We start from the raw sequence: 12871 nt of genomic DNA, 5'->3' as shown, positions 1-12871 counted from the left end.
GGGCTCTCGTAAGAGGGACCGGTGACCGAAGGATCCGTGAAGAACGGACGACCTGCGCAGGTGACTGTGGAAAGCTCCCGGACTTCGTGCGGTTGAGCTACGCCCTGGCACCTGTGCCGGGGCGTTTTGTTTTTCCCGGTTCCTTCTGAGCGGTCCTCATCACCCGGAAGGAGGCCGACGCTCATGGCAAGGCCCGACAAGGCTGCCGCGGTAGCCGAGCTGACGGACCAGTTCCGCAGCTCGAACGCCGCTGTGCTGACCGAGTACCGGGGTCTCACCGTGGCGCAGCTCAAGACGCTGCGCCGTTCGCTCGGTGAGAACGCCCAGTACGCCGTGGTGAAGAACACGCTGACCAAGATTGCGGCCAACGAGGCCGGGATCGACACGCTGGACGACCTGTTCTCGGGTCCGACGGCGGTTGCCTTCATCACCGGTGACCCGGTGGAGTCGGCGAAGGGTCTTCGTGACTTCGCCAAGGAGAACCCCAACCTCGTCATCAAGGGCGGTGTCCTTGACGGCAAGGCGCTGTCCGCCGATGAGATCAAGAAGCTCGCGGACCTCGAGTCCCGCGAGGTTCTGCTCGCCAAGCTGGCCGGCGCCATGAAGGGCAAGCAGACTCAGGCTGCGCAGCTCTTCCAGGCTCTGCCGTCGAAGTTCGTCCGCACCGCGGAAGCGCTTCGCGTCAAGCTCGAAGAGCAGGGCGGTGCCGGTACGCCGGCTCCCGCCGAGGCTTCCGAGTAACCACTCGGCAGTCCAGCGGGCACCACGTACGCCCGCCGTCACATACCTCCGGCACCTGCCGAATTAGTGGAAGGACCCGCCATCATGGCGAAGCTCAGCCAGGAAGACCTGCTCGCCCAGTTCGAGGAGCTCACCCTCATCGAGCTCTCCGAGTTCGTTAAGGCGTTCGAGGAGAAGTTCGACGTCACCGCCGCCGCGGCCGTCGCCGTTGCCGGTCCCGCCCAGGGCGGCCCCGCCGCTGAGGCCGAGGCCGAGCAGGACGAGTTCGACGTCATCCTCACCGGTGCCGGCGAGAAGAAGATCCAGGTCATCAAGGTCGTGCGTGAGCTGACCTCGCTGGGCCTCAAGGAGGCCAAGGACCTCGTGGACGGCGCCCCGAAGCCCGTCCTCGAGAAGGTCGCCAAGGAGGCCGCCGAGAAGGCTGCCGAGTCCCTCAAGGCCGCCGGCGCCTCCGTCGAGGTCAAGTGACCCTGCGAGTCATCTGACTCCTCAGGACCGTCTCTGCCGCAAGGCGGGGATGTCACATCGCAAAGGGCGATCACCCGTTCGGGTGGTCGCCCTTTGGCGTACCCGTGGCGCCTGTGTTGCTCTTCTGCCGGTGACGAGTATCGTGATCTTCGCCGTGCGCCTCTCAGGGGCCGCCAGCAGGCGTTCTTGGGCGGTCTGAGGATGACGCCGGGACCTCGTTCCGGCTGAGGGGCCTTGACGAACCGCACGCGGCGCGCAATTCTCAGGACGCGTCGTCACATCGATCCGTATCCGAGGCATGGATCGAGCGTGAAGAGGGCAGTAATGCAGTGCGCACCCCGCGCGAGGGCTAGGCATAGGTGTTGAGAACAGCTGTTGAGAGCAACGTGGGTCTCTGAGAACCCCGACTGGACATCAGTGTGGCACTTGGCTACACTGACCCTTTGCGCTGCCTGTTAGCTGCCTCCTGCCCGTCACCAGGGGCATACCCATCTGAGCACCGACGACCGTCCATCTCTGACCTGGCCATTCATGGCTGATTCGGGAACGGCCTGTTTACGTGTCCACTTGGGACCGGTACGCGCGTAGTGAGTCCGAGCCCTCGGAAGGACCCCCTCTTGGCCGCCTCGCGCAACGCCTCGACCGCGAATACGAACCACGGCGCCAGCACCGCCCCGCTGCGCATCTCTTTTGCAAAGATCAAGGAGCCCCTCGAGGTTCCGAACCTCCTCGCGCTGCAGACCGAGAGCTTTGACTGGCTCCTCGGTAATGCCGCCTGGAAGGCTCGCGTCGAGGCTGCTCTGGACAGTGGACAAGACGTCCCCACCAAGTCCGGCCTGGAGGAAATCTTCGAGGAGATTTCACCGATCGAGGACTTCTCCGGGTCGATGTCGCTTACGTTCCGCGACCACCGCTTCGAGCCCCCGAAGAACTCCATCGAAGAGTGCAAGGAGCGCGACTTCACGTTCGCCGCGCCGCTCTTCGTCACCGCTGAGTTCACCAACAACGAGACCGGCGAGATCAAGTCCCAGACGGTCTTCATGGGCGACTTCCCGCTCATGACCAACAAGGGCACCTTCGTCATCAACGGCACCGAGCGTGTCGTCGTGTCGCAGCTGGTCCGCTCGCCGGGTGTCTACTTCGACTCCTCCATCGACAAGACGTCCGACAAGGACATCTTCTCCTCCAAGATCATCCCTTCCCGGGGTGCCTGGCTGGAGATGGAGATCGACAAGCGCGACATGGTCGGTGTCCGCATCGACCGCAAGCGCAAGCAGTCCGTCACCGTTCTCCTGAAGGCTCTCGGCTGGACCACCGAGCAGATCCTCGAGGAGTTCGGCGAGTACGAGTCCATGCGCGCCACCCTGGAGAAGGACCACACCCAGGGCCAGGACGACGCGCTTCTCGACATCTACCGCAAGCTGCGCCCGGGCGAGCCGCCCACCCGCGAGGCTGCTCAGACGCTGCTCGAGAACCTCTACTTCAACCCGAAGCGCTACGACCTCGCGAAGGTCGGCCGCTACAAGGTGAACAAGAAGCTCGGCGCCGACGAGCCGCTGAACGCCGGCGTGCTCACCAGTGACGACGTCATCGCGACGATCAAGTACCTGGTCAAGCTGCACGCGGGCGAGACCGAGACGGTCGGGGAGTCGGGCCGGGAGATCGTCGTCGAGACCGACGACATCGACCACTTCGGCAACCGTCGTCTGCGTAACGTCGGCGAGCTCATCCAGAACCAGGTCCGTACGGGTCTGGCTCGTATGGAGCGCGTCGTGCGTGAGCGGATGACGACCCAGGACGTCGAGGCCATCACGCCGCAGACCCTGATCAACATCCGGCCGGTCGTCGCCTCCATCAAGGAGTTCTTCGGCACCAGCCAGCTGTCGCAGTTCATGGACCAGAACAACCCGCTGTCGGGTCTCACCCACAAGCGCCGCCTGTCGGCTCTTGGCCCGGGTGGCCTGTCCCGTGAGCGGGCCGGCTTCGAGGTCCGTGACGTGCACCCGTCCCACTACGGACGCATGTGCCCGATCGAGACCCCTGAAGGCCCGAACATCGGTCTGATCGGTTCGCTCGCCTCGTACGGACGCGTCAACGCGTTCGGTTTCATCGAGACGCCGTACCGCAAGGTCGTCGACGGTCAGGTCACGGACGACGTCGACTACATCACGGCCGACGAAGAAGACCGTTACGTCATCGCCCAGGCGAACGCGCTCCTCTCCGAGGAGCTGCGCTTCACCGAGCCGCGCGTCCTGGTCCGCCGTCGTGGCGGAGAGGTCGACTACGTGCCTGGCACGGACGTCGACTACATGGACGTCTCGCCGCGCCAGATGGTGTCCGTCGCCACCGCGATGATCCCCTTCCTGGAGCACGACGACGCCAACCGTGCCCTCATGGGCGCGAACATGATGCGTCAGGCGGTGCCGCTCATCAAGTCCGAGGCGCCGCTCGTCGGCACGGGCATGGAGTACCGCTGCGCCACCGACGCCGGTGACGTGCTCAAGGCGGAGAAGGACGGTGTGGTCCAGGAGGTCTCCGCGGACTACATCACCGTCACGAACGACGACGGCACGTACACCACGTACCGCATCGCCAAGTTCATGCGCTCCAACCAGGGCACCTCGGTCAACCAGAAGGTTGTCGTCTCCGAGGGCGACCGGGTCGTCGCCGAACAGGTACTCGCCGACGGACCGGCCACCGAGAACGGTGAGATGGCCCTCGGCAAGAACCTGCTCGTGGCGTTCATGCCGTGGGAGGGTCACAACTACGAGGACGCGATCATTCTTTCGCAGCGCCTCGTACAGGACGACGTCCTCTCCTCGATTCACATCGAGGAGCACGAGGTCGACGCCCGTGACACCAAGCTCGGCCCGGAGGAGATCACCCGGGACATCCCGAACGTCTCCGAAGAGGTCCTCGCGGACCTCGACGAGCGCGGCATCATCCGTATCGGTGCCGAGGTCACGGCCGGAGACATCCTCGTCGGCAAGGTCACGCCCAAGGGCGAGACCGAGCTGACGCCGGAGGAGCGTCTGCTCCGTGCGATCTTCGGTGAGAAGGCGCGCGAGGTGCGCGACACCTCGCTGAAGGTCCCGCACGGTGAGATCGGCAAGATCATCGGTGTCCGGGTCTTCGACCGCGAAGAGGGCGACGAGCTGCCGCCGGGCGTGAACCAGCTGGTCCGCGTCTACGTCGCGCAGAAGCGCAAGATCACCGATGGTGACAAGCTCGCCGGCCGTCACGGCAACAAGGGCGTCATCTCGAAGATCCTGCCGATCGAGGACATGCCGTTCCTGGAGGACGGCACCCCGGTCGACATCATCCTCAACCCCCTGGGTGTCCCGTCCCGAATGAACCCGGGACAGGTCCTGGAGATCCACCTCGGCTGGCTCGCCAGCCGCGGCTGGGACGTCTCCGGCCTCGGTGACGAGTGGGCCCAGCGCCTGCAGACCATCGGCGCCGACAAGGTCGCCCCGGGCACCAACGTCGCGACCCCGGTCTTCGACGGTGCCCGTGAGGACGAGATCACCGGCCTCTTCAAGGCCACGATCCCGAACCGCGACGGAGACCGGCTGGTCCAGCCCTCGGGCAAGGCCAACCTGTTCGACGGCCGCTCCGGCGAGCCGTTCCCGGAACCGGTCTCGGTCGGTTACATGTACATCCTGAAGCTCCACCACCTCGTCGACGACAAGCTCCACGCTCGTTCGACGGGTCCGTACTCCATGATCACCCAGCAGCCGCTGGGTGGTAAGGCTCAGTTCGGTGGCCAGCGCTTCGGTGAGATGGAGGTGTGGGCGCTTGAGGCTTATGGCGCCGCCTACGCCCTCCAGGAACTGCTGACCATCAAGTCCGACGACGTGACCGGCCGCGTGAAGGTCTACGAGGCCATCGTCAAGGGCGAGAACATCCCCGAGCCCGGCATTCCCGAGTCCTTCAAGGTGCTCATCAAGGAAATGCAGTCGCTCTGCCTCAACGTGGAGGTGCTGTCCTCGGACGGCATGTCCATCGAGATGCGCGACACGGACGAGGACGTCTTCCGCGCTGCGGAAGAGCTCGGTATCGACCTGTCCCGGCGTGAGCCGAGCAGCGTCGAAGAGGTCTGACGGGCCTGGCCGGGGCCTCCTCGTGAGGCCCCGGCCGCCCCGGACCGTTCAGACCATGTTTGACACTCGACCCTGAAAGAGGGATTGACGACAAGTGCTCGACGTCAACTTCTTCGACGAGCTGCGGATCGGCCTTGCCACCGCGGACGACATCCGGACTTGGTCGCACGGCGAAGTGAAGAAGCCGGAGACCATCAACTACCGCACGCTCAAGCCCGAAAAGGACGGACTCTTCTGCGAGAAGATCTTCGGTCCGACCCGGGACTGGGAGTGCTACTGCGGCAAGTACAAGCGTGTCCGATTCAAGGGCATCATCTGTGAGCGCTGCGGCGTCGAGGTCACTCGCGCCAAGGTGCGTCGTGAGCGGATGGGCCACATCGAGCTTGCCGCCCCCGTCACCCACATCTGGTACTTCAAGGGCGTCCCGTCGCGCCTCGGCTACCTGCTTGATCTCGCTCCGAAGGACCTCGAGAAGGTCATCTACTTCGCGGCGTACATGATCACGTTCGTGGACGAGGAGCGCCGTACGCGTGACCTGCCCTCGCTGGAGGCACACGTCTCCGTCGAGCGTCAGCAGGTCGAGAACCGTCGCGACTCCGACCTGGAGAACCGCGCCAAGAAGCTCGAGACCGACCTGGCCGAGCTCGAGGCCGAGGGCGCCAAGGCCGACGTACGCCGCAAGGTGCGCGAAGGTGCCGAGCGCGAGATGAAGCAGCTGCGTGACCGTGCGCAGCGCGAGATCGACCGCCTCGACGAGGTGTGGAGCCGCTTCAAGAACCTCAAGGTCCAGGACCTCGAGGGCGACGAGCTGCTCTACCGCGAGCTGCGTGACCGCTTCGGCACGTACTTCGACGGCTGCATGGGTGCCGCTGCTCTGCAGAAGCGCCTGGAGTCGTTCGACCTCGACGAGGAGGCCGAGCGCCTCCGCGAGATCATCCGTACCGGCAAGGGCCAGAAGAAGACCCGTGCGCTCAAGCGCCTCAAGGTCGTCTCCGCGTTCCTGCAGACCAGCAACAAGCCCAAGGGCATGGTGCTCGACTGCGTGCCGGTCATCCCGCCGGACCTGCGTCCGATGGTGCAGCTGGACGGTGGCCGCTTCGCGACCTCCGACCTGAACGACCTGTACCGCCGTGTGATCAACCGCAACAACCGCCTCAAGCGTCTCCTTGACCTCGGTGCCCCCGAGATCATCGTGAACAACGAGAAGCGGATGCTGCAGGAGGCCGTCGACGCACTGTTCGACAACGGCCGCCGCGGTCGCCCGGTCACCGGTCCCGGTAACCGCCCGCTGAAGTCCCTGAGCGACATGCTCAAGGGCAAGCAGGGGCGTTTCCGTCAGAACCTTCTCGGTAAGCGTGTGGACTACTCCGCGCGTTCCGTGATCGTCGTCGGTCCGCAGCTGAAGCTGCACCAGTGCGGTCTTCCCAAGGCCATGGCGCTGGAGCTCTTCAAGCCGTTCGTGATGAAGCGCCTGGTCGACCTGAACCACGCGCAGAACATCAAGAGCGCCAAGCGCATGGTCGAGCGCGGCCGCACGGTCGTGTACGACGTCCTGGAAGAGGTCATCGCCGAGCACCCGGTTCTGCTGAACCGTGCGCCGACGCTGCACCGCCTCGGCATCCAGGCCTTCGAGCCCCAGCTGGTCGAGGGCAAGGCCATCCAGATCCACCCGCTCGTCTGCACCGCGTTCAACGCGGACTTCGACGGTGACCAGATGGCCGTGCACCTTCCGCTCTCCGCGGAGGCGCAGGCCGAGGCCCGCATCCTGATGCTGTCCTCCAACAACATCCTGAAGCCGGCCGACGGTCGTCCCGTCACCATGCCGACCCAGGACATGGTGCTGGGTCTGTTCTTCCTCACCACCGACGGTGAGCTCCGTGACACCAAGGGCGAGGGCCGCGCGTTCGGCTCCACGGCCGAGGCGATCATGGCGTTCGACTCCGGCGAGCTGGCGCTCCAGTCGCCCGTCGACATCCGCTTCCCGGTGGGCACCATCCCGCCGCGTGGCTGGGTGCCGCCGGTCGCCGAGGAGGGCGAGCCCGAGTACCAGCCGGGTGACACCTTCCGGACGCGGACGACCCTGGGGCGCGCGCTCTTCAACGAGCTGCTGCCCGAGGACTACCCGTTCGTCGACTACTCGGTCGGCAAGAAGCAGCTCTCCGAGATCGTCAACGACCTCGCCGAGCGCTACCCCAAGGTCATCGTGGCGGCGACGCTCGACAACCTGAAGGCGGCGGGCTTCCACTGGGCCACCCGTTCCGGCGTCACCGTCGCCGTTTCGGACATCGTCGTCCCCGAGGCCAAGAAGGCCATCGTCAAGGGCTACGAGGACCAGGACGAGAAGGTCCAGAAGCAGTACGAGCGCGGTCTGATCACCAAGGACGAGCGCACGCAGGAGCTCATCGCGATCTGGACCAAGGCGACCAACGAGGTTGCCGAGGCGATGAACGCGAACTTCCCCAAGACGAACCCCATCTTCATGATGGTTGACTCGGGTGCCCGAGGAAACATGATGCAGATGCGTCAGATCGCCGGTATGCGTGGTCTGGTGTCCAACGCCAAGAACGAGACGATTCCTCGTCCCATCAAGGCGTCCTTCCGTGAGGGCCTCACCGTTCTGGAGTACTTCATCTCCACGCACGGTGCCCGTAAGGGGCTGGCGGACACCGCCCTGCGTACCGCCGACTCGGGTTACCTGACCCGTCGTCTGGTGGACGTCTCGCAGGACGTGATCATTCGCGAGGAGGACTGCGGCACCGACCGCGGCCTCAAGCTGAAGATCGCGGTCAAGGGTGCCGACGGCGTGCTCCGCAAGACGGACGACGTCGAGACCTCGGTGTACGCCCGCATGCTCGCCGAGGACGTCGTCATCGACGGCAAGGTCATCGCGCCTGCCAACGTCGACCTGGGAGACGTCCTGATCGACGCCCTGGTGGGCGCCGGCATCGAGGAGGTCAAGACCCGTTCGGTCCTGACCTGTGAGTCCGCGGTCGGCACCTGTGCCTTCTGCTACGGACGCTCGCTCGCCACCGGCAAGCTGGTCGACATCGGTGAGGCGGTCGGCATCATCGCCGCCCAGTCCATCGGTGAGCCCGGTACCCAGCTGACGATGCGTACCTTCCACACCGGTGGTGTGGCGGGTGACGACATCACGCAGGGTCTGCCGCGTGTCGTCGAGCTCTTCGAGGCGCGTACGCCCAAGGGCGTCGCCCCGATCTCGGAGGCCAAGGGCCGCGTCCGGATCGAGGAGACCGAGAAGACGAAGAAGCTCGTCGTCACCCCGGACGACGGGAGCGAGGAGACGCCGTTCCCGATCTCCAAGCGTGCCCGTCTGCTGGTCGGCGAGGGCGACGCGGTCGAGGTGGGCCAGAAGCTCACCGTCGGTGCGACCAACCCGCACGACGTGCTGCGGATCCTCGGTCAGCGCGCGGTCCAGATCCACCTGGTCGGCGAAGTCCAGAAGGTCTACAACTCGCAGGGCGTGTCGATCCACGACAAGCACATCGAGATCATCATCCGGCAGATGCTCCGCCGTGTGACGATCATCGAGTCCGGCGACGCGGAGCTGCTGCCGGGCGAGCTGGTCGAGCGGTCGAAGTTCGAGGTCGAGAACCGTCGTGTGGTCACCGAGGGCGGTCACCCCGCCTCCGGCCGTCCGCAGCTGATGGGTATCACCAAGGCCTCGCTCGCCACCGAGTCGTGGCTGTCGGCGGCGTCCTTCCAGGAGACGACCAGGGTTCTGACCGACGCGGCGATCAACGCCAAGTCGGACTCCCTGATCGGCCTCAAGGAGAACGTCATCATCGGTAAGCTCATCCCGGCCGGTACGGGTCTGTCCCGCTACCGCAACATCCGGGTCGAGCCGACCGAGGAAGCCAAGGCCGCGATGTACTCGGCCGTCGGCTACGACGACATCGACTACTCGCCGTTCGGCACGGGCTCCGGCCAGGCCGTTCCGCTGGAGGACTACGACTACGGTCCGTACAACCAGTAAGCGAGTCGCTTGAACGACCGGAGGGCGGTCATCCCGTTGCGGGGTGGCCGCCCTCCGGCGTATCCCGGGGGCCGGCGAGCGGCGGCGTACCGTCGTCACGGCCCTCTGCCGGTCCTCTGCGCGGTCGCTGCCGTGAGGTCGGCCGGACGGGGGCCCGGCGGGCGGGGGAGTGGTGCTGTGCCGCTCGTGCGGGACCGCCGAGGCGGGGGCCGGTTGTGCCGGACAGCATTTGTTTTGACCGGAGTCGATGAGGTAGGTACGCTCAAGCCTTGTGCCTGGGGTGTGCCTGGGCTCGGGTGCGTGTCCTCAACCGCATCGCGAGTCCGTAAGTGGCCACCGCAATCTGCGCTTCTCCTGCCTTCGGGCAGGAGCTTGCAGTATTCGACACACCCGACCGCGTGGGTCGGTGTGTTCCAGGTTAGTTTCAACGAACGGCACACAGAAACCGGAGAAGTAGTGCCTACGATCCAGCAGCTGGTCCGGAAGGGCCGGCAGGACAAGGTCGAGAAGAACAAGACGCCCGCGCTCGAGGGTTCGCCCCAGCGGCGTGGCGTCTGCACGCGAGTGTTCACGACCACCCCGAAGAAGCCGAACTCGGCGCTCCGTAAGGTCGCGCGTGTGCGTCTGACCTCCGGTATCGAGGTCACGGCCTACATCCCGGGTGAGGGACACAACCTGCAGGAGCACTCCATCGTGCTCGTGCGTGGTGGCCGTGTGAAGGACCTGCCGGGTGTTCGCTACAAGATCATCCGCGGCTCGCTCGACACCCAGGGTGTCAAGAACCGCAAGCAGGCCCGAAGCCGTTACGGCGCCAAGAAGGAGAAGTAAGAATGCCTCGTAAGGGCCCCGCCCCGAAGCGCCCGGTCATCATCGACCCGGTCTACAGCTCTCCTCTTGTCACCTCGCTGATCAACAAGATCCTCCTCGACGGTAAGCGTTCCACCGCCGAGCGGATCGTGTACGGCGCCATGGAAGGCCTCCGCGAGAAGACCGGCGCTGACCCGGTCATCACGCTGAAGCGCGCGCTTGAGAACGTCAAGCCCTCGCTCGAGGTCAAGTCCCGCCGTGTCGGTGGCGCCACCTACCAGGTGCCGATCGAGGTCAAGCCCGGTCGCGCCGCCACCCTCTCGCTGCGCTGGATCGTGGGTTACTCCCGCGCCCGTCGCGAGAAGACGATGACCGAGCGCCTCATGAACGAGCTGCTCGACGCCTCCAACGGTCTTGGCGCTGCCGTCAAGAAGCGCGAGGACACCCACAAGATGGCCGAGTCGAACAAGGCCTTCGCGCACTACCGCTGGTAGTCGCTTACCCCATCGAGACCGAGAGAAGATTGAGCCTTATGGCCACCACTTCGCTTGACCTGGCCAAGGTCCGCAACATTGGGATCATGGCCCACATCGACGCGGGCAAGACGACCACCACCGAGCGGATCCTCTTCTACACCGGTGTGAGCTACAAGATCGGTGAAGTCCACGATGGCGCTGCCACGATGGACTGGATGGAGCAGGAGCAGGAGCGCGGCATCACGATCACGTCTGCCGCGACGACCTGCCACTGGCCGCTCAATGAAGTCGATCACACGATCAACATCATTGACACCCCCGGTCACGTCGACTTCACCGTCGAGGTGGAGCGTTCGCTCCGCGTCCTCGACGGTGCCGTCACCGTGTTCGACGGCGTGGCGGGTGTCGAGCCCCAGTCCGAGACTGTCTGGCGTCAGGCGGACCGCTACGGCGTGCCGCGTATCTGCTTCGTCAACAAGCTCGACCGCACCGGTGCTGAGTTCCACCGCTGTGTCGACATGATCATCGACCGCCTCGGTGCGGTTCCGCTGGTCATGCAGCTTCCCATCGGCGCCGAAGCCGACTTCAAGGGCGTCGTCGACCTCGTGACGATGAAGGCCTTTGTCTGGTCGGAAGAGGCCGCCAAGGGCGAGATGTACGACACTGTCGACATCCCGGACACCCACGTCGAGGCGGCCGAGGAGTGGCGCGGCAAGCTGCTCGAGGCCGTCTCCGAGAACGACGACGAGATGATGGAGCTGTACCTGGAGGGCGTCGAGCCTTCCGTGGACCAGCTCTACGCGGCGATCCGCCGTATCACCCTCGCGTCGAAGGGTTCGGCCGACTCCGTCACCGTCACCCCGGTGTTCTGTGGCACGGCGTTCAAGAACAAGGGCGTTCAGCCCCTGCTCGACGCGGTCGTCCGCTACCTGCCTTCGCCCCTGGACGTCGAGGCCATCGAAGGCCACGACGTCAAGGACCCGGAGAAGGTCGTCAAGCGTCAGCCGTCGGACGACGAGCCGTTCTCCGGCCTGGCGTTCAAGATCGCGAGCGACCCGCACCTGGGCAAGCTCACCTTCGTCCGGATCTACTCCGGTCGCCTCGAGGCCGGCACCGCGGTGCTGAACTCGGTCAAGGGCAAGAAGGAGCGCATCGGGAAGATCTACCGTATGCACGCGAACAAGCGTGAGGAGATCCCCTCGGTGGGCGCCGGCGACATCGTCGCCGTCATGGGCCTGAAGCAGACCACCACCGGTGAGACGCTGTGTGACGACAAGAACCCGGTCATCCTGGAGTCCATGGACTTCCCGGCACCGGTCATTCAGGTCGCCATCGAGCCCAAGTCCAAGGGCGACCAGGAGAAGCTGGGTGTCGCCATCCAGCGCCTCTCGGAGGAGGACCCCTCCTTCCAGGTGCACTCCGACGAGGAGACCGGCCAGACCATCATCGGTGGTATGGGCGAGCTTCACCTCGAGGTGCTCGTCGACCGCATGAGGCGTGAATTCCGCGTCGAGGCGAATGTCGGCAAGCCGCAGGTCGCCTACCGCGAGACGATTCGCAAGACCGTCGAGCGCATTGACTACACGCACAAGAAGCAGACTGGTGGAACCGGCCAGTTCGCGAAGGTGCAGATCGCCCTCGAGCCCATCGAGGGTGGCGACTCGTCCTACGAGTTCGTCAACAAGGTCACCGGTGGCCGCATCCCCCGTGAGTACATTCCCTCGGTGGACGCGGGTGCCCAGGAAGCCATGCAGTTCGGCATCCTGGCCGGTTACGAGATGGTCGGCGTCCGCGTCACCCTTCTCGACGGTGGTTACCACGAGGTCGACTCCTCGGAGCTCGCCTTCAAGATCGCCGGTTCGCAGGCGTTCAAGGAGGGTGCCCGCAAGGCGTCCCCCGTGCTTCTCGAGCCGATGATGGCCGTCGAGGTCACCACGCCCGAGGACTACATGGGTGACGTGATCGGCGACCTCAACTCCCGCCGTGGCCAGATTCAGGCCATGGAGGAGCGCAGCGGCGCTCGCGTCGTGAAGGGCCTCGTGCCCCTCTCGGAGATGTTCGGCTACGTCGGAGACCTCCGCAGCAAGACCTCGGGTCGCGCAAGCTACTCGATGCAGTTCGACTCCTACGCCGAGGTTCCGCGGAACGTCGCCGAGGAGATCATCGCGAAGGCCAAGGGCGAGTAACTCCCCCGAGTTGACGCTTTAGGCTTATCACCGGAGTCCGGTGGGGCATGCGAAGCGGCGCGAGAGCGCCGCGCCGCATGTCCCCGGGCCCCGGCA

7 protein-coding genes are annotated in these 12871 nt (G+C 65.3%); all 7 read left to right on the top strand.

Features of this window, described 5'->3' with window-relative positions:
- The first annotated feature begins 183 nt into the window (after positions 1–183).
- The gene (rplJ, locus tag F0344_RS14000; RefSeq protein ID WP_185299103.1) at positions 184–741 is read left to right on the top strand and encodes a 50S ribosomal protein L10; all 558 of its coding nucleotides are present in this window, start codon (positions 184–186) and stop codon (positions 739–741) included.
- Positions 742–825: 84 nt separating this feature from the next.
- On the top strand, positions 826–1209 hold the full coding sequence (gene rplL / locus F0344_RS13995) for a 50S ribosomal protein L7/L12 (protein ID WP_185299102.1): 384 nt from the start codon (positions 826–828) through the stop codon (positions 1207–1209).
- 617 nt (positions 1210–1826) lie between these two features.
- On the top strand, positions 1827–5312 hold the full coding sequence (gene rpoB, locus F0344_RS13990; RefSeq protein WP_185299101.1) for a DNA-directed RNA polymerase subunit beta: 3486 nt from the start codon (positions 1827–1829) through the stop codon (positions 5310–5312).
- A 94-nt stretch (positions 5313–5406) separates the two neighbouring features.
- Positions 5407–9306 carry a DNA-directed RNA polymerase subunit beta' gene (locus F0344_RS13985; RefSeq protein WP_185299100.1) on the top strand — a complete coding sequence of 1300 codons (3900 nt, stop codon included), beginning with the start codon at positions 5407–5409 and terminating at the stop codon, positions 9304–9306.
- A 456-nt stretch (positions 9307–9762) separates the two neighbouring features.
- Entirely contained in the window at positions 9763–10134 is a 372-nt protein-coding gene (gene rpsL, locus F0344_RS13980) for a 30S ribosomal protein S12 (RefSeq protein ID WP_003948652.1), read from the top strand.
- A 2-nt stretch (positions 10135–10136) separates the two neighbouring features.
- On the top strand, positions 10137–10607 hold the full coding sequence (gene rpsG / locus F0344_RS13975; protein ID WP_014154599.1) for a 30S ribosomal protein S7: 471 nt from the start codon (positions 10137–10139) through the stop codon (positions 10605–10607).
- A 38-nt stretch (positions 10608–10645) separates the two neighbouring features.
- Positions 10646–12775 (top strand): elongation factor G, encoded by a 2130-nt coding sequence (fusA, locus tag F0344_RS13970; protein WP_185299099.1) that lies wholly within the window; start codon positions 10646–10648, stop codon positions 12773–12775.
- Positions 12776–12871: the final 96 nt, after the last annotated feature.

Source organism: Streptomyces finlayi, assembly GCF_014216315.1.
Lineage (GTDB): Bacteria > Actinomycetota > Actinomycetes > Streptomycetales > Streptomycetaceae > Streptomyces > Streptomyces finlayi_A.
Note: the sequence above shows the minus strand (reverse complement) of the source record. Positions and strands in the feature narration are given on the sequence as shown.